This window comes from Desertivirga brevis, from assembly GCF_017355835.1.
On record NZ_JAFEWF010000008.1, the window covers coordinates 475,119 to 494,629 of the forward strand.

19 protein-coding genes and 1 tRNA gene are annotated in these 19,511 nt (G+C 39.6%); 10 read left to right on the plus strand and 10 right to left on the minus strand.

Features of this window, described 5'->3' with window-relative positions; all coding sequences use genetic code 11:
- Nucleotides 1–572: 572 nt before the first annotated feature.
- From J4N25_RS19500 to J4N25_RS19515, 4 genes are all read right to left on the minus strand, one after another.
- Entirely contained in the window at nucleotides 573–1,463 is an 891-nt protein-coding gene (locus J4N25_RS19500) for an alpha/beta hydrolase-fold protein (RefSeq protein WP_207423471.1), read from the minus strand.
- A 188-nt stretch (nucleotides 1,464–1,651) separates the two neighbouring features.
- Nucleotides 1,652–2,476 (minus strand): CE1 family esterase, encoded by an 825-nt coding sequence (locus J4N25_RS19505; protein ID WP_207423472.1) that lies wholly within the window; start codon nucleotides 2,474–2,476, stop codon nucleotides 1,652–1,654.
- Nucleotides 2,477–2,499: 23 nt separating this feature from the next.
- Nucleotides 2,500–4,893 (minus strand): glycoside hydrolase family 127 protein, encoded by a 2,394-nt coding sequence (locus J4N25_RS19510; protein ID WP_207423473.1) that lies wholly within the window; start codon nucleotides 4,891–4,893, stop codon nucleotides 2,500–2,502.
- Between the two features lie 166 nt (nucleotides 4,894–5,059).
- Nucleotides 5,060–6,847, minus strand: coding sequence for a glycoside hydrolase family 43 protein (locus J4N25_RS19515; protein WP_207423474.1), 1,788 nt, complete (start codon nucleotides 6,845–6,847; stop codon nucleotides 5,060–5,062).
- Nucleotides 6,848–7,178: 331 nt separating this feature from the next.
- On the opposite strand from J4N25_RS19515, the gene J4N25_RS19520 reads away from it, so the two are divergent.
- From J4N25_RS19520 to J4N25_RS19530, 3 genes are all read left to right on the plus strand, one after another.
- A complete protein-coding gene (locus J4N25_RS19520) occupies nucleotides 7,179–8,753 on the plus strand; it encodes a glycoside hydrolase family 43 protein (protein WP_207423475.1) in 1,575 nt (524 codons plus the stop codon).
- Between the two features lie 462 nt (nucleotides 8,754–9,215).
- A complete protein-coding gene (locus J4N25_RS19525; protein WP_207423476.1) occupies nucleotides 9,216–9,605 on the plus strand; it encodes a DUF1801 domain-containing protein in 390 nt (129 codons plus the stop codon).
- A gap of 22 nt (nucleotides 9,606–9,627) precedes the next feature.
- Nucleotides 9,628–9,993, plus strand: coding sequence for a DUF2200 domain-containing protein (locus tag J4N25_RS19530; protein ID WP_207423477.1), 366 nt, complete (start codon nucleotides 9,628–9,630; stop codon nucleotides 9,991–9,993).
- A gap of 92 nt (nucleotides 9,994–10,085) precedes the next feature.
- Here the strand turns inward: J4N25_RS19530 and J4N25_RS19535 are convergent, their stop codons facing one another.
- From J4N25_RS19535 to J4N25_RS19545, 3 genes are all read right to left on the minus strand, one after another.
- Nucleotides 10,086–10,658: a hypothetical protein gene (locus tag J4N25_RS19535; RefSeq protein ID WP_207423478.1), complete on the minus strand. Its 573-nt coding sequence runs from the start codon at nucleotides 10,656–10,658 to the stop codon at nucleotides 10,086–10,088.
- A gap of 283 nt (nucleotides 10,659–10,941) precedes the next feature.
- Nucleotides 10,942–11,015 (minus strand) — tRNA-His (locus J4N25_RS19540).
- A 200-nt stretch (nucleotides 11,016–11,215) separates the two neighbouring features.
- Nucleotides 11,216–12,592, minus strand: a complete 1,377-nt coding sequence (locus tag J4N25_RS19545) for a dicarboxylate/amino acid:cation symporter (protein WP_207423479.1) — start codon at nucleotides 12,590–12,592, stop codon at nucleotides 11,216–11,218.
- A gap of 133 nt (nucleotides 12,593–12,725) precedes the next feature.
- Here J4N25_RS19545 and J4N25_RS19550 point away from each other — a divergent pair, with 133 nt between their 5' ends.
- The 7 genes from J4N25_RS19550 (at nucleotide 12,726) to tsaB (ending at nucleotide 16,040) form a co-directional block, all read left to right on the plus strand.
- Nucleotides 12,726–13,247 carry a hypothetical protein gene (locus J4N25_RS19550; protein WP_207423480.1) on the plus strand — a complete coding sequence of 174 codons (522 nt, stop codon included), beginning with the start codon at nucleotides 12,726–12,728 and terminating at the stop codon, nucleotides 13,245–13,247.
- Nucleotides 13,248–13,277: 30 nt separating this feature from the next.
- Nucleotides 13,278–13,775: an RNA polymerase sigma factor gene (locus J4N25_RS19555; protein WP_207423481.1), complete on the plus strand. Its 498-nt coding sequence runs from the start codon at nucleotides 13,278–13,280 to the stop codon at nucleotides 13,773–13,775.
- Nucleotides 13,762–14,355, plus strand: a complete 594-nt coding sequence (locus tag J4N25_RS19560; protein WP_207423482.1) for a hypothetical protein — start codon at nucleotides 13,762–13,764, stop codon at nucleotides 14,353–14,355. Before J4N25_RS19555 ends, J4N25_RS19560 begins: the two co-directional genes overlap by 14 nt.
- A gap of 114 nt (nucleotides 14,356–14,469) precedes the next feature.
- Nucleotides 14,470–14,628 carry a 50S ribosomal protein L34 gene (gene rpmH, locus J4N25_RS19565; RefSeq protein WP_013632808.1) on the plus strand — a complete coding sequence of 53 codons (159 nt, stop codon included), beginning with the start codon at nucleotides 14,470–14,472 and terminating at the stop codon, nucleotides 14,626–14,628.
- Nucleotides 14,629–14,683: 55 nt separating this feature from the next.
- Nucleotides 14,684–15,076, plus strand: coding sequence for a ribonuclease P protein component (locus J4N25_RS19570; protein WP_207423483.1), 393 nt, complete (start codon nucleotides 14,684–14,686; stop codon nucleotides 15,074–15,076).
- On the plus strand, nucleotides 15,057–15,302 hold the full coding sequence (gene yidD, locus J4N25_RS19575; RefSeq protein WP_207423484.1) for a membrane protein insertion efficiency factor YidD: 246 nt from the start codon (nucleotides 15,057–15,059) through the stop codon (nucleotides 15,300–15,302). The genes J4N25_RS19570 and yidD overlap by 20 nt, the downstream gene beginning before the upstream one ends.
- Before the next feature lie 45 nt (nucleotides 15,303–15,347).
- Nucleotides 15,348–16,040: a tRNA (adenosine(37)-N6)-threonylcarbamoyltransferase complex dimerization subunit type 1 TsaB gene (gene tsaB / locus J4N25_RS19580; RefSeq protein WP_207423485.1), complete on the plus strand. Its 693-nt coding sequence runs from the start codon at nucleotides 15,348–15,350 to the stop codon at nucleotides 16,038–16,040.
- Here the strand turns inward: tsaB and J4N25_RS19585 are convergent.
- From J4N25_RS19585 to J4N25_RS19595, 3 genes are read right to left on the minus strand one after another with little or no spacing between them, the layout of a single operon-like run.
- Nucleotides 16,026–17,450, minus strand: a complete 1,425-nt coding sequence (locus tag J4N25_RS19585) for a DUF5723 family protein (protein ID WP_207423486.1) — start codon at nucleotides 17,448–17,450, stop codon at nucleotides 16,026–16,028. The genes tsaB and J4N25_RS19585 overlap by 15 nt on opposite strands.
- A 1-nt stretch (nucleotide 17,451) precedes the next feature.
- Nucleotides 17,452–17,850, minus strand: coding sequence for a hypothetical protein (locus tag J4N25_RS19590; protein ID WP_207423487.1), 399 nt, complete (start codon nucleotides 17,848–17,850; stop codon nucleotides 17,452–17,454).
- On the minus strand, nucleotides 17,847–19,502 hold the full coding sequence (locus J4N25_RS19595) for a DUF3352 domain-containing protein (RefSeq protein WP_207423488.1): 1,656 nt from the start codon (nucleotides 19,500–19,502) through the stop codon (nucleotides 17,847–17,849). The genes J4N25_RS19590 and J4N25_RS19595 overlap by 4 nt, the downstream gene beginning before the upstream one ends.
- Between the last annotated feature and the right edge of the window lie 9 nt (nucleotides 19,503–19,511).

The window sequence follows — 19,511 nt, forward strand, 5'->3', positions numbered from 1 at the left end:
TATTTCTCCAACAGCTGCCATTGCTTGTATTTAATGCTCTGCCATCTCTCCAGCTAAATAGAAATTTTTCTTCCTTATATTAGTTCTAATGATTTTTATTACGTAACAACTCCTGGAAAGGAACCTCTGCTTGTCCTGTTGAAGGAGCCGAAAATGTAACTCCCGCCTTCTCAAATGCACGAATTAATCGGATCTGAATTTGCTTGTTGTGTAATTAAGTGCATTTGCTTAGGTAGGAGGGTAACTGCAGAGACTATGGACCTTGTTAAATTTTCGATAAATTAGATTGGAGCAGCTCAGATGGAGAATGATCCTGCATCTTCCTCTGAGCTTAAGCTTTAGAAGGCCCTAATTAAATAGAAGCGGAGCTAGTTCTCTTAAACTTCTTCTCCAGGTAAGAAATTCGTGAGCAGTATTATCAGAAACATACGACACTGCATTATAACCCGCCTCTTTTAATGTTGCTACAGCATTTTTTACACCTTCTGGCCGTTCTTTACTGCCACAGCTAAGAAAAATTAGACGGGGCTTTGCTTTATCCTTAAGTTCGGCTGGGTTAAAGGTCCCACCACTTAATAAGGCGTAATAACCAAATAGTCAGGCTTGTTAAGTGTTATTGTATCCGTCTCCATGCCTCCCATAGACAAGCCGGCCATAGCCCTGCTATTTCTATTAGCGAGTGTGCTAAAATTTGCATCTATATATGGGATAAGTTCTTCAGTAAGTACTGTTTGAAATGCATCAATTTTAAAATTTCTCATTCCTCCCCATTTTATTTCATTCGTCATGCCGTAAGTCATCACGATTATAAATGGTTTAACTTTTCCTTCAGAGATAAGGTTATCCATGATTAAGTTTGCGCGGCCCTGATTACTCCATGCTGTCTCATCTTCTCCCCATCCATGTTGAAGATATAGTACCGGATATTTCTTTGAGCTTTTTCCATATCCTGGAGGGGTGTATACATAAGCTCTTCGCGAGGTATTAGTACTTTTTGAAGGGAATAAAATCTGTTGAACATTCCCGTGCGGCACATCTTTAAGCGCATAAAAATCCTGATCCTTCGCAGGGATCTCGATGCCACTTTCCCATCTGGTAGAGCCGTAGAAGTTCAAAGCGCCGGGATCATTGAAAGTTCCTCCGTCAATGGTTAAATGGTAATAGTGAAAGCCTTCATCCATAGGTCCAGAAGTGGTGCCGGTAAAGAAACCATCCGCTCCCTTAGCAAGGCGGGTACCTCCCTGGCCTCCTAATCCAAGGCTAACTTTTACACTATCGGCTTTGGGAGCATGAATCCGGAATCGCGCGTAGCCCTGTGAATTAACTTGTGGAAATTCTTGTCCTGGCTGGTTTAAAGGTGAGGGTTTGAAGTCATCCCTTACACTTTCAGAAGTGGTTTGTGCCTCGCAAAGTCCGGTCGCTAAAACGAGAGATAAAGCAATAGTAATAAATTTAAGGTTCATATCAGTTTGCTAGTTAAAAGAACTAAAGTAAGGCAGGCTCAATAGCAACAATGCTAAAATTGTTCAGTCTTCTAGCAGGAATGTTCAAGGATCTATCCCGGAGGGTAGATTCACCCGGCATTGGTAAGTAAGAATAATTGCAATAAGGGTGTGTTGCCCAGGTCTAAAATAGTGCTAATGCTGATAAACTAACGTTTTGAGGATGTAGGAAGAGAATAATTCTTGCAAAACTTCCAGATCTCCTCACTCGTATGTACTCCATTTACTACGTCATTAGAAATCCAATGGCCTTTTCCCTTCAATGTTAATAATGCCATTGCAACTCCATTTTCTCCGGCATTCCAGTAAGTTTTACTAGCTATTGAATTAGGATTACTAGCAGGGTAGGGGTTGGTAATAATGGGTGTTTCAGAGCAACCATTTCTGATTCGCCAGGCATTCATGCAAACTTCTACTCCGCTGTAGCTTACAACATCATCAGTAGTTCCATGAGTGTGAATAATTGGTACTGGTCGGGCACTGTCTGTATTTTGGCCCCTGAGCGGATAACCGCTAATAGGAGCAAAGGCTGCAATTTTATCAGAAATGCGATTTGCCGCAAAGTAAGTCATCATACCGCCCATCGAAAAGCCTGAAAGATAAACCCTGTTACGATCGATTTTGTACCGGGCAGCCATGTTGTCAATAATTGAAAGAATGAAATCAAGGTCCGTTGAACCTGAGATATCCCATCTTTTATTAATCCCATCGGGAAATACTACAGCAAAACCAGCCGTATCCGCCACCTGTTCCCATTTGGCCTGTGCCTTTTGATAAGCTGCGTCTTGGTTAAAACCATGCATTGAAATAATTAAGGGTCGTTTAGCTGGAAGATTTGCTGGTGCATGTACAAGAAAGTGGCGTGTTACGCCACCCACCTGAATTTCTTCAGCTTTCACCGCAAGTGTTAAAAATACCAGACAACATATAACAGAGAAAAGCTTTCTTATGGATTTTGATGATATAATTTTCATTATATGCTTTATAATAGGTCTAACTATTTCCTTACTAATCTTACATAGTAAACAGGTCCTGCAATATTTCCTTGTTTGCCTTGAAATTTCACAATGATCTTTTCTTGCCCTTTCAATATTGATTCGGGAATGGAATATTCAACTTCCTGGAACTTCTGCTGGTTCCATTTTCCAGAAATGTCTTCAGATGCAAGCTTCTTATCATTTATAAAGATGTCAAATTTTCGATTTCCTGATTCTGCTCCCCAGTAGCGAACAATAAGGCTTAGATTGGTTTCCTTATTCGTAGAGAGGGAATAGCTGAAAAAACCATCATTTTGTGCGCTTCGCCAGAACTGATCCATATTATTCCCAGTATTCGAGTTCTGTTTCTGAACAAAATGATCTGCTTCAGGTTGCTGCTCTCCTGGTGCAACAAAATCAACTGTTCTCTTTTGAAGAGCAAGATTAAATTCCTCAATTTTCGCTACCGAGTCGAGATACGATCTGTACTGGTTGTTCGATAAGCCCATCCAATACATCATATATCTTGCATCGTGGATCTTATAGAAGGGCTCTAAAACTACATCTGTCGGGTTTTCTATCTTAACCCCTGCTAATTTAAATGTCAGGGGTTTTCCTGAAACCGGAGTTAATTTATCTCCGAGCAACTCAATGTTATCTTCTATTAGTATTGGAGCTTTATCAACTGCTAGCTTTTTACCACTGGCAATGTGCCCCCAGCGACTATCCCCAGCAACTATACCCCTTAGGTCTTCTGTTCCAGTTTTAGCTCCAAGAAGGATTGGACCATGCATGAAAGCAATGTAATTCGGAACATTTGGTAAATGTTCAATGGTTGTATGCATTGGAAGCGAAACATCTATCCGGTCACCTTTTTTCCATAGGCGATTTATTGCCATGTAGGATGATGGTTGCGCCTTGCTTTCTACGGGCTTTCCATTTACCAATACTTTGAATTCCCCTTCTTTTACCCATTGTGGGTACCTGATCTTCAACGTGAAAGAGCTCTTCCCTTCGGTAATTTCAAGTCTTGTCTGACCTTGATCTGGAAAACTTGTTTGTTGTTTAAGTTTTATTCCCTTTTCTTTCCATGTTAACTCTGAAGGCAAAAAGAGATTGACAAACAGATTATTATCACTATGGGTATAAATAAATTGGCCGTACTTACCATGGTTTTCCATTCCACTGCCTACGCAACACCACATTCCTTCATTGGGGGAGGAGTATACCCGGTAATGGCGTGGACGAGCAGGAGTGAAATAAACATATCCTCCATGAGTAGGATGCTGAGTTGATAAAATATGATTATAAAGTGCCTTCTCATAATAATCAGCATATTTAGCTTGTGGGTCTTCTCGAAACAGATCTTCCGTAAGCTTAAGCATGTTGTAAGTATTACAGGATTCTGGCCCTTCTACATCATTCACAAAATCTATATTGGCTCCCCGGCTGGGGAAAAATTCCCTCCGGCTGTTCCCACCGAGTGCAATTGAGCGATTGGTTGTCACAGTCTCCCAGAAAAAGCTTCCGGCTTTTTTATAAGTCTCATCCTTTGCAACTTCTCCAATTCTTTCAAAACCTATTGCTTTTGGTACCTGGGTATTAGCGTGCTTGTTGTCGAGATTATCGGTTGAAGCCGCCATGGCATCTAGCAGCATTTTATGTGAAAACCTTTTTGCTGCAGTCAAATATTTTTTTTCACCGGTCATTGCATAGGCGTCGGCGTAAATTTCGTTCATCCCTCCATGTTCATTCCCGAGCATTTCATTCATTTTACTGTCTGAAAGACTGGATGTAATATCAATTCCCCAATCGCAGAACCTAAGGAACATTTGTTTTGCCTGCTCATTACCTGTATACAACCAGGCATCTCTTAAACCTGCATATGTTTTATGGACATTATACCAGGGCACCCAATACTTCCAGATCAGGCTAACATCACCTGCTTTAATTTTCGGCCATATCCCGATGCCATTTGGAACAGCTCCAACATAGCCCCTGGCCCAATCAGGGTAGGTCGACGTATTGGCATCCTGACAGACTTTTAATTCTCCTATGATATAATCCAGTCTTTTCTTGCACTCCATATTTCCAGTTGCAGCGTAATGGATGGCAAGGGCAGAAATATAATGGCCTCCCACGTGTCCATCCAGATCGGCCCAATTAGGAAAAATAGCAGCTTTGGAAGGAAGGCCTGCTTCTTTACGGTAGCCTGCAAATAGCCTGTCTACATCATATTTCAGAAGGGTTTGGATGTTAAGGTCCTGAGCATGTTTAAATGGACTTTCCAGTAACTTTACGTCATTTAGTGAAAATGCATTTGAGTAGAGCTTGTTCTGCGCTTTTAGAGCTGACGCAGAATATAAGCAGAAGATTGCCTGCGCAACAGCAAGTTTTCTTAAGATACTTTTCATTTTTAATTAGGTCTAATTGTGTGTTGTTGTTAGCAGTAGTTATCCCAACAGCACCTAAGATACGGAGTCCTTGCTTCAATAAAAATTTTGAGAGAACTTACTACAAAATAAACTGAGAGGAGCCAATTTCTTGTGATACAGACTCCTCTTTAATTATTATAGCAAACTAAGGTTGATTAGCGGAGCTTTTAACTACCGGTTGCCCTTCTGTGTTCGCTTGAATGTCATTTCCTGAAGTGGCATACAGGCCAATCAGACTTCCAGTAAATCCGCCGGCAACATTGGTTGTAAGAATATCTCCGGAAACAGTGCCGCCAAGGTTTTTGAAATTTTGTTTATCGGTAGAGTAGTTAAACCTGTAGTTATCTCCCTGGGCTTCTACCTGCAACTGAACTGGCTTCTTTGTATCGACCTTACTGCTCGCCAGTACTGTAGTGTTTCCCTTTTCCGTCCTGGCCAGTACAATATAGCTATCGTTTCCTTTTTGAGTGATGCCAAAAACATAATTGAAACGTTCACTTTGGTAGCAAACCAACCCCGCCATATCCTTATCTGATTTAGGAGCATATTTGAGGGTGACTGTAGCATCGAAGGTATTATGCTGCTGACGATAAAAGAGCGTTGAAATTGGTGCCACTGCTTTAATATTTTTCTCGAACGGTGTAACTGTCAGACCATTTTTTGTCTGAGAGACAAAGCCTTCTCTTGGTCCGCGAATGCCAATCCACTTATAATCTAGTTTTCCAGTAGTAAAATTATCAGTAAAACTGAAGTTTCCATTTGGAAGGAAACCATTTTGTCCTGTCTGATTTTTTACTCCTGCAGGCATTTTAATCTTTGGTTTAAGAGGAACAAGGCCGTTTTCAAAAACTGGAAATTCTCCGCTCCAGTCTACAGGCAACATGAAGGTTTCCCGTCCAGTTGTTACCTGGTCTTTCTCATTCGGTCGGATACCTAGGAATACTCCATAGTATTTACCGTTTGGCCCTTCTACCAGATCAGCGTGGCCCGCCCAATCCATTTTGTTCATTCTGTTTTTAGGAAAATGCCTTTGAGTTAGGATAGGGTTGCTTGGCGCTGGTTTAAAAGGTCCTTTGGGACTATCACTAACAAAAATGACCTCGCTATGCCAGTCGCCTGTACCTCCTTCTGCACACATCAGGTAATACCGTCCATTCTTTTTGTAAAGGTGCGGCCCTTCGATCCATATAGGTTTTAAACTTATGTCAACCCCTCCATCAACAATGATCTTATCAGAACCTTCAATCACTTTGTCATTTTCCAGATCATAGTCCCAAATTTTAATAACACGGTGACCTTCATAAAGTGCTTTTCCTTTTGGTGGCGCGTCATTATGTAATACATAGGCCTTTCCATCATCATCAAAAAATAAGGAAGGATCAATACCATCAAATTTTAGCCTAACCGGATCGCTCCATCCCTTAGCAGGATCCTGGGTTTTCACTACAATATTACCCATGCCCGCCGAGATCTGGGTAGTGATCATATAGAAAGTATTATTATTCTTATTGTATTTGATATCGGGTGCATAAACTCCCGCCGAGATTCCAGTATTTTGTACTTTAAGTTGGGATGGTCTGTCTAATACATGTCCGATTTGTTTCCAGTTAACCAAATCATTTGAATGGAAAATAGGAACACCGGGGACCATTGCAAAAGATGAGTTTACCAGATAATAATCATTCCCTTTTCGTGTAATACTTGGATCTGGATAGCATCCTTGCAGTATTGGAGTGTAAAACTCATCGTCTTTCAATGGGTTTTCGTTATAAATACGATCGTTCCCTTTGTAGGTGAATTGAGAGAATACAGGTGCATCTTTGGATGTTTTAACTGTAGTTTGCGAAGATGCATTTGAGCAGATAATGATGGAGGAGATAAATGTAGCGGCTAGTTTGCTCCCCCAAAAGGTCGACAATTTAGTTGAACTCATTAATAAAAGGTTATTTAATTGATTTGAAAAAAGTATCTATTGCTAGTTATTTTATTACCTGATCAAAAATCGCAGAAGCTTTATTCTCTTAGGGGTACAGGTGATGATGTTTATAGCACAAATGTTAAAAGTGTGGTCCTTGGCCTGCCTTAAGTCATCTCTTGTACATTTGTTATATATCTTTTCACATTTATGCAGGCTTTCATTTACTATCCGAAATAGATTTGTTTTGCGGGAATTGCTCCCCTTGGCGGCAACTCTAAAGCATCACTTCTGGAGGTAATCTTATTGCTCCTGATCAGATACTTCCTTAAATTACGCAACCGATTTTATGAAAGGAATTTTTTTAAATTTTTATCTCTTCACCCTTGGCGTCGTTATTAGTTTATCGGCTTATGGCCAAACTGCGCAAAATCCAATTATTCATGCTGATGTTCCCGACCTATCGATGATACGAGTTGGAGATACTTATTATATGAGTAGTACAACTATGCATATGAGTCCAGGCGTACCAATAATGAAATCTAAAGACCTTGTAAACTGGCAGCTTGTTAGTTATGCATATAATACTTTAGATGATGTTGACGAGTTAAATCTTACAAATGGGAAAAGCACCTATGGTCGCGGCTCGTGGGCAAGCAGCCTTCGTTACCATAAGGGAACTTATTATGTATCTACGTTTGCTCAAACTACGAACAAGACGTATATCTATTCAACCAAAAATATAGAGAAAGGACCCTGGAAAGCAGTTTCTTTCAAACCTGCTCTACACGATCACTCTTTGTTTTTCGATGATGATGGAAAGGCTTACATGATCAATGGAAGCGGAAGAATTTCTTTGAGAGAGCTAACAGAGGATTTGACTGGAGTTAAAGCTGGAAAGGAAAAGGTGATTATAGAGAATGCCGGTTTGCCTGCCGGCCCTGATGCTGGGGGACTACCGGCAGAAGGATCACAAATGTTTAAAGTTAACGGTAAATACTACCTTTTCAATATCAGTTGGCCAAAGGGTGGTATGAGAACTGTTATTGTACATAGGGCCGACAAAATTAGCGGTCCTTATGAGGGGAGGATAGCTTTACAAGACAAGGGTGTTGCTCAGGGTGGATTAATCAGCACCCCTAAAGGAGAGTGGTATGCTTATTTGTTTCGGGATTTTGGAGCTGTAGGAAGGATCCCGTATTGGGTACCGGTGAAATGGGAAGACGGCTGGCCTGTACACGGAGTTCAGGGAAAGGTACCAGAAACTCTTAATTTACCTACAAGCAAAGGAATTAATCCTGGAATAGTGGCTTCTGATGAATTTTCACGGAGGAAAGGTGATGCAGATCTACCGCTGGTATGGCAATGGAACCACAATCCTGATAACAGCCTTTGGTCTGTTAAATCGCGACCTGGCTTTTTAAGATTACAAACCGGCAGGGTCGACACATCTATTCTCCTGGCTCGCAATACATTAACGCAACGCACTTTCGGTCCAGAAAGCGCAGCGATTACTGCCATGGATGTATCAGGAATGAAGGATGGAGATAGGGCTGGTATTATGTTATTACAGAGAGATTACGGCTGGGTAGGTGTAAAAGCTGAGGGTGGAAGCAAATCCATAGTAATGGTGAACACTGTTAATCGTAAAATTGTCGAAATCCAGGGCCCTTCTTTAAATCAGAATGTCGTATATCTGAGGGCTGATAGCGATTTTAAAAATAGGGCAGACAAAGGATACTTTTATTATAGCCTCGATGGAAAATTATGGGAGAGAATAGGTTCTCCGCTTTCAATGTCCTATTCCATCCCTCATTTTATGGGTTATCGTTTCGGCCTGTTTAATTACGCCACGAAAGATGTAGGAGGGTATGCAGACTTTGATTTCTTCAGGTTAGAAGATAAGATCAAGGTATCGCAATAGATCGAATTGATTTGGAAAGAGTTTTTTAAGGTTAAGTGTTTGAATGGTAAAGGCTGAACATTGCAATTTGTTCGGCCTTTTTTTGTGAGCAGCATTCAGATTACTTCAGCCTCAACTTGTAAAGTTCTCCGTGAATCAATTCATTATGTCCTTTCTCAGTATCCATTTGTTACTTCTCGTCCGCGGAGACCAAATTATGAAGTTAGAAGGTCTCTGCTGGTTGCGGTAGGAGGAAAAAAGAAGCCGCTCCTGATGAGGAGCGGCATAAACCAATTTTATAACCAATTAATAGGAGGATGTAAGGAAGTGTAAAGGTTTTGCCTCCGAGTTTACTATTTCAAAAGTAGCGGTATGACTTTGCTAAGAATAGCACAGATGTTCTGGAAAAGTGTAATTATGTTCTTAAAAACCCAATCATTAACTTTACATTGATAGCAAACTGAATGCTATTAATAATTAACCATGAACCAAGAAATTCAAACTTATAATGACAGACAGTCTGCCGGAGATAAAGAAATTTGTGACCTTCTCGCTTCTACCATCCACAACGAGCTCATCGATGCTGAAAGTAAAATTTGGCATGCTCATCCTGTATGGTTTCTGGATGGTAATCCTATAGTGGGGTATAGCAAATTGAAGGATAGCGTGAGATTGCTCTTCTGGAGCGGCCAGAGCTTCCAGGAAGAACATCTAATTAATGAAGGAAAGTTCAAAGCAGCAGAGTTTCGTTACACCAACTCATCGCAAGTGGATCCAACTGACTTACTCAGGTGGTTGAAGAAAGCAAGAGATATTCAGTGGGATTATAAAAACCTCGTGAAAAGAAAGGGACGTTTAGAACGCCTGAAATAATTCTAATAAAAAGGAACATTATATGAACAATGCCAGCAATCATGACGACCGTATCGCCAAAATGACCTTTGCCTCTGTCTATCCCCACTACTTATTAAAAGTAGAAAAGAAAGGTAGAACAAAAGAAGAATTGCATCAAGTTATCGAATGGTTAACAGGCTTTGACGAAGCAAAGCAACAGCAATTAATTGAGCAAAAGGTAACCTTTCAGACTTTTTTTCAAAATGCAGAAATAAATCCTAATGCACACCTTATCACGGGCCTTATTTGTGGGTATCGAGTTGAAGAACTAACGAATCCTTTAACTCAACAAGTTAGATACCTGGATAAGTTGGTGGATGAACTGGCAAAAGGTAGAAAGATGGAGAAGATCCTAAGGAAAGCTTAATTGTTAAGGATGTTTCAGATCTATTGCTATTGCGAGCTCTGATATCTTTCTATTGATGAATTATTTTAGAGGCTCAATTTAAGTCTTAAAGTTTAGTTACCTGTAATTGCTGCTGTTTTCTTTGTCTCCTCAAGTAATTTGGATATTTGATACTGAGACAAAGAAAATTGTGGCTCGTAGTTGAACCCATATTTGCTTACTAGCTCTGCTTTCGAGATGATAGCACCTCTGCTTGCGCCAAAATCACCCATTATTGCATGTTGGAAAGGGGCCTTAACGTCACCAGCATATAACCGTCTGAAAAAGGAGCTATCAATAATGTATCCCCCAAACTCTATCCAGAAATGGGCTTTTTTCCTTACTTGTGTGTTTAATGACTTGCCGCCGGTAGGAAATGCCTGAGTAACGGAGAACAGCTCTACTCCTTTGTAAGATAAGGTGCCGGCAAGAACGGCAACAGGAAAAACTTCAGAAAGCTCATTAGCACACATTGAACTTAGAAGAGCCGCGTCAGTTACTTTGGGAAACATTTCTAAAATCGCCTGAGCTTTAATAGAAATCCTTTGAACCTCTTCAGTATTTAATTGAAAGGCTTCGTACCTGTTTATAAATTGCTCGGTAAAATTATCCCTTAAAACGCTTTTCAGAAGAACTAGTCGATTCAATGTGTGCAAGTAAAAAAGTGAACAGTATTTGTATTTTCTTTAGTTAAGCTAAGCTCTTCTGCAGAGACGCATCGGAAATTAATATCTTTAGTGGAGCGGTTTCAATCGAACTTCTTTTATTCCTTAACAGACGGGCCATGATAGTGCTAATTTATCGCTAATTTTTTAAATTTTTAAATAAGCTTTTCCACACCTGGCGGTGGGCCTTATCGGTTATTTGATAATGGACCGGAAAATAAAAAAGCCCTAAACTTATCGTTGAGGGCTTTCTATTAAACTTTTGGGTAAGTAATCGGGCTCGAACCGACGACCCTCAGAACCACAATCTGATGCTCTAACCAACTGAGCTATACCTACCGTTTTGTTATGATGCAAAGATATACCAATTCTGATACACTGCAAATTTCTTAAGTATTTTTTATTGGTTGAGAATCATGACGTTATGTTTTTGTTGTAAAAAAAGCTCAAAAAAGAGGGGTTAACTTATTCTTAAAAAAGCTTTTTTTAGTTGAGTCGACTGGTTTTTGCATTCCTGGAGTGCAACAAAAATTAGCTTATTAAATCTCATTAATATCCTTCCCCTGATCAGGATTGAATTCACCCTCCCATTTTGCAATAACGATCGTAGCAAGACAATTTCCAATTACGTTAACGGATGTTCGGGCCATGTCCATCAACTCGTCGATACCCAGAATGATTAAAATAGGCCATGAAGGCATTCCAAAAGAAGCCGCTGTTCCTAGTAAGATCACCAAAGATGCTCTGGGTACACCTGCTACACCTTTACTTGTCAGCATCAGCGTAAATACTATAAGTAATTGCTGGCCGATAGTAAAGTTTAGTCCGGCCGCCTGCGATACAAATATAGATGCAAGTGCAAGATAAAGTGTAGTCCCATCCAGGTTGAAGCTGTATCCTGTTGGCATAACAAAAGCCACTATCTTTCGTGGTACGCCCAGAGCTTCAAGATTTTCCATGGCCTTTGGCAGGGCAGCTTCGGAGCTGGTTGTGGCAAAGGCTATAGAAACAGGTTCTGATATTGCCTGGATAAATCTTTTTATAGGAACTCCAACAAACAACGCTATGGGTAATAGCACCAACACAAGGAACGCAATTAGCGCTAGATATAAGGTGCCCAGCAGTTTTGCAAGGTTCTCAAGAATCTCAATGCCCATGTGTCCAACAGTGTAGGCAATAGCTGCTCCGACACCGATAGGAGCAAAGTACATAACGATATTAGTAAATTTGAACATTACTTCCGCCAGGCTTTCTGTAAATTGAAGCATAGGCATACGTTTGTCCTCTCTTACCATTGCAAGCCCAATCCCAAACAATACGCTAAATACCACAATTTGTAATATTTGTCCTTCACTTACCGACTTGGCAATATTCTCAGGGAAAATATGGAGGATAATATCCTGCCAGCTCTGAGGTGCAACATGAGGAAGTTCTTCATGGATCCCCTTTGGTACTTGAATTCCAGCGCCAGCCTGTGAAAGATTTATAGCTGCAAGACCGATAAAAAGGGCAAGAGTTGTTACAAGTTCAAAGTAAACAATAGACTTCCATCCCATTCGCCCTACCTGTTTTAAGTCGGCATGACCTGCAATTCCATAAACTAGGGTAGCAAAAAGGAGAGGGGCTACAATTGTTTTGATCATTTTGAGGAACACTTTACTAAGAACCTGCAGATTTTTGGCAGCTTCAGGAAAATCATGCCCTATTTCTGCTCCCACTATCATCGAAACTAATATCCAAGTGGTTAATGAACGTTTTTTTATTGCATAAATAAGAATAGGAATGATCGCAATCCATCGCAATGTGAGTAGAACATCCGGAGTTAGTGCTATAATCCCTGTCGAATTAAGAAAAGTTAGTAGAATAACTAAGAAAACCCCAATAATAGCGGACAAAGCAGCCTGTTTTAGCTTCATGAAAATGTGTTAGATCGAAAAATAGTAAACGGATGTTAAAGTAGGAAATTTTTTGTGGTTGTTCTGATTTAAAATTCCAGATATGCAAGAGGTAAAAACAATATAGATTTGTCGTCCATTGGAAATGAATTGAATGAAGGCTGAGAAGTTAAGTGATATAAAAAAGGAATTGAACTCGCTTAGCCGCGAGCAACTTGTCGATGTTTGTCTGCGACTCGCAAAATATAAAAAGGAAAATAAGGAATTACTAAGCTTCCTTTTGTACGATGCTGATGATCCGGTCAGGTATGCAGAATCGGTAAAAATTACACTGGTTGAAGAGTTTCATACACTAAGGAAGTTTGACTACCATAGCGCAAAGCAATTGCGTAAAATCCTGCGACTTGTGGCAAAACACGCAAAATATACCGGATCAATTGAAGCCGAAGTTATTTTGCTACTTTGGTTTGTTAAGAACTACCTGCTCTACGCTGACTTAAAATCGCATTATAAGCCATTGCAAAATATATTCCTAAGACAAATGGAGAAGTTGAAAAAACTTTTCCCGAAGTTACACGAAGATCTGCAGTTCGACTATTCTTCCGAATATCAGGAAGTTTTGGATGACGCAGAAGGGAAAGCAAGGTGGTTCAATAAAAAATCATTTGAGCTGTAACAAAATGTTATAACATCTGTCGAAAACGAAATGCTTAATAAAGAAGCTGTCTTTAAAGAAATTTTTCAGACCAATTCCCGGAAAATTTACCATCTCTGTTTCGGTTATACAGGTGATGAGGATATTGCACACGACCTGATGCAGGAGACTTTCATGAAAGTGTGGCAGAATTTAGATAAGTTCAGAAACCAGGCCATGATCTCAACATGGATTTACCGTATCGCTGTAAATACCTGTCTTTCCTGGCTAAGGGTAGAAAAGAGGCAGGCCAAGGATGTTTTAACAGATAACATTATTGAGAATAAGAGAGAAGAGTTGTCTGAGAAGAACGAACAAATTGCTCTGCTCTATAAATGCATTTCAAAACTGGAAGAGAGTGAAAGGATAATAATAACTATGGTATTGGATGAAGTCCCTTACCCTGAAATTGCAGAAATATCAGGAATTTCTGAAGGAAACCTTAGAGTTAAGATACATCGTATAAAGAACAAGCTGACAGAAATATATAATCGTTATGAAAGACTTTGATGCACTGAAAGATATATGGACACGTCAGGCTTCTGTTCCCAAACTTAATTCCGCAGACGTTCTAAAGCAGGTGAAGAAAAATAAAGCGGGCTACTCAAAAAAGCTGCTTTTTGAAAGCCTCGTAATGATGGCTGTAGTATTACTTTTGGTCGGCCTTTGGGTATTTAAATCATTTGTTCTATGGACCTCTCATTTATCAATTTTTATATTGATCCTTAGCTGCACATATTACATGTTCATCCAGTTTAGAGATTACAAAAGCATTCAAAATAATAATTCTTTCCTGGAGCAACCCGAGAAATATATAGCCTATTTAAAGAGTTATAAAAGAAGTCGTTATAATTTAAATACGCGGACCTTCAGTGCTTACAGTATTGCCATTGGAATTGCTTTTGCCCTCTATTTTGTAGAGGTATTTATTGCTGCACCTTTATGGCAAACCATCGCTGCTGTTGGTTTTACAATAGCGTGGTTCGTATTTAGTTGGGTGCTGATGCAATCTTATAAGAAACGGGAGCAGGAAAGGTTACAGGAATTGATCGTCAACCTGGAGAATCTTGAGCGGCAATTTGAGGGGTAATCTATTCCCAATTTTGCCTCTTAAAATAATTTCTCAACTAATGTTTGATTTACAATAAAATGCGGCTATATTTGCGCTCTTGTTTTAAAAAGCTACAATTTTTGATATAAAGTCATGAAAAGAACATTCCAGCCTTCTCAAAGAAAAAGAAGAAATAAACACGGTTTCAGAGAGCGTATGGCTACAGCAAACGGTAGAAGAGTTTTAGCGTCTAGAAGAGCTAAAGGTAGAAAGAGATTAACAGTTTCTGACGAGCGTCGTCACAAAGCATAATTTTTATTTTGATTGCAGCCTGTAGCGCAAGCTGCAAAAGGCACTATCAATCAAAATGTACAAATTTAGAAAAGAAGAGCGGTTATGCAGTAAAAAGCTTTTAGATGAGCTTTTTCATAACGGTTCTTCTTTTTTAGTATATCCGTTTCGCATTGTACACCTGCCTGTTTCCTCATCAGGAATCCTTCCTTCCCAAATAGTTATCGGGGTGGCAAAGCGTAAATTCAAGCACGCTGTTGACCGGAATTTATTGAAAAGACGAATTCGAGAGGCTTTTCGTTTAAACAAAGAAGAACTTCTATATAGCTTCCTTCGCGAGAATAACATCCAGCTAATTTTCTCTGTCCATTTTGTAGGGAAAGAAATTGCCGACTATTCATTTATAGAGAAGAAATTAAAAGTAGCTTTATCGCAGCTTACAAAGGCTTATGTTAAAAAAACTGATTGATCTATTTTTGAAGGCACTTGGAGGAGTTTTCCTTCTGCTTATACGGATATATCAATTACTTATCTCTCCAATACTTGGCGCATCCTGCCGCTACACTCCAACCTGTTCCCAATACGGAGTAGAGGCTATTAAAAAACATGGCCCATTTAAGGGTGGGTGGTTAACTATCAAAAGGATCGGTCGGTGCCATCCATGGGGAGCACACGGCCATGATCCTGTGCCTTAACTACCATTCTCCTTTTACATTAAAAATTGCATCTTTGCAGCTCTTATGGCACTCCTTCTTCAAATAGAAACTTCCACTACTTCTTGTTCTGTGGCACTTGCAGAAAATGGCTCTTTGTTATTCGTAAAGGAATTGAACGAAAGAAATATTCATGCCAGTCATATAACACTCTTCATTGAAGAAGTATTAAAGGCTTCTGGAAAGTCAATGTCAGAACTGGATGCGGTAGCTGTTAGTAAAGGCCCTGGTTCTTACACAGGCTTGCGAATTGGAGTATCTGCTGCCAAGGGATTATGTTACGCGCTCGACATCCCGCTTATTGCCGTAAGTACCTTACAAGCCATGGCTGCAGGTATTTGTAACAAATTTACTGAGGAAGACTTTTTGTTTTGCCCAATGATTGATGCCCGAAGAATGGAAGTTTATACAGCTTTATTCGATAAAGAGCTAACAGAGGTTTCTCCAATAGAAGCTAAGATCATCGATAAAGAGTCGTTCTCAGAGTTTCTTACATCATATTCCATTGTCTTTTTTGGAGATGGTGCAGAGAAGTGCCAGGATGTTTTAGGTAACTCAGGGAAAGCTCTTTTTGTAACCGATTTTTATAATTCGGCAGCACACTTCTCAGAAATAGCTCTTAATAAATTCAGGGCCCAGCAGTTTGAAGATGTCGCTTATTTCGAGCCCTATTACCTTAAAGACTTCCTTGTGGCAAAGCCTAAATCACAGCTTTCCTGATTTTTTAGGCTTTTTACTAAAGGCAGGCTCAACTCCCGGTATCTCGCTGCTGTTTTGCCAATGGTAGAGCACTTTCCCGAATTTTAAAGCAAATCCTAAATAAGCAGAGGCTCCTGTATATCCTTTTCCTTTCGGTATATCGTTTTGACGCCTGTCTGCCAGATCTGCTTGCATTGCTGATATTCCATTACTCAATGCAATAGTCTTAAATAGTCTGTCGCTGCCAAGGAAAAACTCTACGTTTGGCTTTTTGTACATGATTTGCCCTCCTAATTCAAATATTCCTCTGAAGTCATAGCCAGAAGTGAGACTGAACTTCCAGGCCCGGTAATTATAATTGTTCACTAATACCGCGTTCCCATATTGGTTGAATAGGTTCTTCGAAAGGATGAGGTTTGGCTGGTACCTATCATAGGTCTTGCTTAAAAGGATCTGGGCCTTTCCGTTGATACTGGATGTGAACCTTTCGTTAGTGGGATCTTTCAGGACATCGTCTTTCAGGCTTTCTGTCAATTGCTTATCTATATCCTTTGGGCTAGAGGCATCTATACTTATTTGCTCGTCAATGGTATATTTATAAGGAGTTTTACGCCACATAATGAAGCCAAGGTCTTTTATATTTCCAAGTATATAGAGTCCACTTAATGTACGGTAGTTGAAGCCGGCCGACAAGGCCAGTCCTGGATTTTGAATATGAGGGATTAGGGATCGCTTGCTAAAATTGTTATAAAGGAAGTTGGTAAGATAGTACCCCTTTAGGGAAGCATTAAACACTTGGGCATCTTGGTCTATAGCCAATTCTGATTGACTGATCGATAACTTTGAAAAGAGCATCCCGCTTAGGTAGCTTAATTTTGCGCCAAAGGCTAACCGTTTGTTGTAGTCTTCCCGATAGGTTAAACTGAATTGGTGATACGACTGGGCCTTTCCATAATCATTCAAAGTGTTTTTATAATATGTTTTATCCTCTACTAGCGGGTTTTGAAAAGTGGTAAACGTTTGATTGGTTATGGCATAATCTCCCTCCGTTTTTACCTGCCAGGATAAACCGAACTCCCGGTTATACTTGACCGTTTTGAATATACGGAGCATTCCCAGATATATGTTTTGATCTGCAAAGATCCTGTTGTATTGAGTGCTGTTATTATCTAAACCTTTTGTATCAAGCGGCCCAGAGTAAAATAACTGCCTGATTGTGTTATCAGCAGGGCCACGTCCTGCCACTGAAAGTCCTCCGGTAGGGATAAGGAAGTTGAAGGCTATACGCTTGCTGGTATCCGCTATAAATGCTTTTTGAGCAGGGTTTTCAAATGAATCATAAAGTGTACCAGTATTGAATAAACCCCAATGTTGGCCCTGTATGGTGATTGAAACGGTTAAAAGGATTGTCAGGAGAGCAAACTTGTACATGCTAGAATTTATAAAGGCCAAAGTTATTTCCAACTCCCGAAATTGAATAATGCGGCTTGTAATTATTGACTGGACCAGCTAGAGTATAACCATCTCCTTTTACAGGAAAACCTTGTAACAAGTTACCGTCTTCATTGAATAAAAACAAGTCATTTACACTATTATCAAGGGCTGCAAACAGTGAAGAAAATTTGTTCTTTTTAAATAAAAACAGACTCTTTTTTGATCTTGTATTGAAGCTACTTGCTGAGACAACAGTCCCATCCAAACGCGTTATAGAAAGGCTTCGTTCATTAAGAAAAATATATTCAGGCTTCTCGTCGCCAACAACATTTGCATAAGCAAACGAGCATGTCCCTTTGTTATCGGGAGCCTGTTTTTTCGTTATCGTCCCTTTCATTTATTGCTTATTGTATTTTTCGATACCTCTGATGGTTTGAGGCTGGTGCTTGATTTGTAATTGGCGTAAAGGTTCGTGAAGAAATGCCCATCATCGCTGCTCCACTGGTAGGATAGCCCATAGAAACCTTTTAAGCCATAACCATCACTCTTAAATATATTAAAGTAATTGGTTTTTATAGAAGCTTTTAAAAGGTTCTGTGCATTCTTATTGTTGACGAAATAGAATATGTTGCTCTGATTAGCAATAAATTGATTATGGTCTGCAAACTCCGGTGTATTTACCAATAGCCTATCACCATTATAATTATTGATATAGTTTGTAATAACGCTGGTGTTGTTTGACAATATAAGGTAGTTGTCTACAACGGAGAAATAAGGACGTGAAAACTGTTTTAAGGGATCCCCGAGATAGTAGTAGAACAGATTGGAATTATTAAGCCTCCCTATCTGCTCGTTAAACTCGTCGCTAACTTGTTCCAGCGTCAACCTTACTTCTCTTCCGTTCTTAACCTTAATGAGCGCAAGTCGTTCCCTTCCTTCTGTTTCCAGAACAGCAAATTCGTTTCCAAGGTAAGGTTTTAGCTCTTTGTCAAGATCAACTCCTGTTTTTTCTTTAACTAAGTTCAGTTGGTTCTGAAGCTTCGACAATTCCTTTCTACGGTCAAAAAAGTTATGCAGCTTGTTCTCAAAGGCTTGATAATCGGAGACTCCAAAACAAATAAAGTAAGAGAGGTTATGGGGCATTATTTGTTTTAAATCGTTCTTTACAGGTTCTTGATTTAAAAATAAACCCAGGTACGTTGGAGCGGTACTGTCAATCTTACTAATGCCATTAAACATCAAAGCATCACTTTTAAAGTTCATGTTCAGAGAGGAGATACCTTTTACCCTTGTAATTAAAGTAAGCGCACCGTTGGGCTTGTTTTGGGTATATTGACCAATAAAGTCGGCGCTACGGTTATGATTAATAAAGATATTTACCGGTGAGTTTTGATTATGGTTTACAGAATAATCAATCTCTTTAACAAAGTCGCCGTCTATCCTGGCACTTCCTTTCTTTATACTTCGATTTAGTAGTTCTTCAGAAAAGCTTCCTGTTACCACCCCTCCGTCAAGGAAGATAAAAAAAGGCTTATTTAAAGATTTAATAGAGATAGCATATACACTTGTGCCAGAGTTTTTTTTAATGGAAGCCTCGCTGTTTTTTTCAAAAGCGTCCTCAACATCCGAAACATCAAAACCTTCATTTAGATTTATGGAGTAAAGGAAATCTACAGAATCCGCCCTATTAGGATGCAATGAGATAAAAATATTCTCATTGGAAATGGCTTCTTCAAAAGCAGGATGTCTGAGGAGGGCTTGTTGTAGCTGCTTGATTTCGTTTGCCCTCTGTTCACCCACTACTGCATCAAAAAGCTCAAAGTCCTGAAATATATCGTAAAACGACTGGTCATTGTTGAAATTCAGGATAAAAGCAGCATCTTCCGGAATATTTTTAAGGGCTTTTGAAACGTTATTATTATGCACAGCCAGAGCAGAAAAATATTTGATGGCCATAGCAATGATTGCTATGAGCAGAACGATGCTTAGTGCGATGGTTTTTCTCATTGGATTCCACAAAATTAGCTTTTTAAGCGAAAGAAATCTCATTACTATAGT

Bases quoted from the DNA above. Each gene is read 5' to 3' on its own strand.
- J4N25_RS19500 (WP_207423471.1), bottom strand. From the start codon at position 1,463: ATGAACCTTAAATTTATTACTATTGCTTTATCTCTCGTTTTAGCGACC.
- J4N25_RS19505 (WP_207423472.1), bottom strand. From the start codon at position 2,476: ATGAAAATTATATCATCAAAATCCATAAGAAAGCTTTTCTCTGTTATA.
- J4N25_RS19510 (WP_207423473.1), bottom strand. From the start codon at position 4,893: ATGAAAAGTATCTTAAGAAAACTTGCTGTTGCGCAGGCAATCTTCTGC.
- J4N25_RS19515 (WP_207423474.1), bottom strand. From the start codon at position 6,847: ATGAGTTCAACTAAATTGTCGACCTTTTGGGGGAGCAAACTAGCCGCT.
- J4N25_RS19520 (WP_207423475.1), top strand. From the start codon at position 7,179: ATGAAAGGAATTTTTTTAAATTTTTATCTCTTCACCCTTGGCGTCGTT.
- J4N25_RS19525 (WP_207423476.1), top strand. From the start codon at position 9,216: ATGAACCAAGAAATTCAAACTTATAATGACAGACAGTCTGCCGGAGAT.
- J4N25_RS19530 (WP_207423477.1), top strand. From the start codon at position 9,628: ATGAACAATGCCAGCAATCATGACGACCGTATCGCCAAAATGACCTTT.
- J4N25_RS19545 (WP_207423479.1), bottom strand. From the start codon at position 12,592: ATGAAGCTAAAACAGGCTGCTTTGTCCGCTATTATTGGGGTTTTCTTA.
- J4N25_RS19550 (WP_207423480.1), top strand. From the start codon at position 12,726: ATGAAGGCTGAGAAGTTAAGTGATATAAAAAAGGAATTGAACTCGCTT.
- J4N25_RS19555 (WP_207423481.1), top strand. From the start codon at position 13,278: ATGCTTAATAAAGAAGCTGTCTTTAAAGAAATTTTTCAGACCAATTCC.
- J4N25_RS19560 (WP_207423482.1), top strand. From the start codon at position 13,762: ATGAAAGACTTTGATGCACTGAAAGATATATGGACACGTCAGGCTTCT.
- rpmH (WP_013632808.1), top strand. From the start codon at position 14,470: ATGAAAAGAACATTCCAGCCTTCTCAAAGAAAAAGAAGAAATAAACAC.
- J4N25_RS19570 (WP_207423483.1), top strand. From the start codon at position 14,684: ATGTACAAATTTAGAAAAGAAGAGCGGTTATGCAGTAAAAAGCTTTTA.
- yidD (WP_207423484.1), top strand. From the start codon at position 15,057: ATGTTAAAAAAACTGATTGATCTATTTTTGAAGGCACTTGGAGGAGTT.
- tsaB (WP_207423485.1), top strand. From the start codon at position 15,348: ATGGCACTCCTTCTTCAAATAGAAACTTCCACTACTTCTTGTTCTGTG.
- J4N25_RS19585 (WP_207423486.1), bottom strand. From the start codon at position 17,450: ATGTACAAGTTTGCTCTCCTGACAATCCTTTTAACCGTTTCAATCACC.
- J4N25_RS19590 (WP_207423487.1), bottom strand. From the start codon at position 17,850: ATGAAAGGGACGATAACGAAAAAACAGGCTCCCGATAACAAAGGGACA.
- J4N25_RS19595 (WP_207423488.1), bottom strand. From the start codon at position 19,502: ATGAGATTTCTTTCGCTTAAAAAGCTAATTTTGTGGAATCCAATGAGA.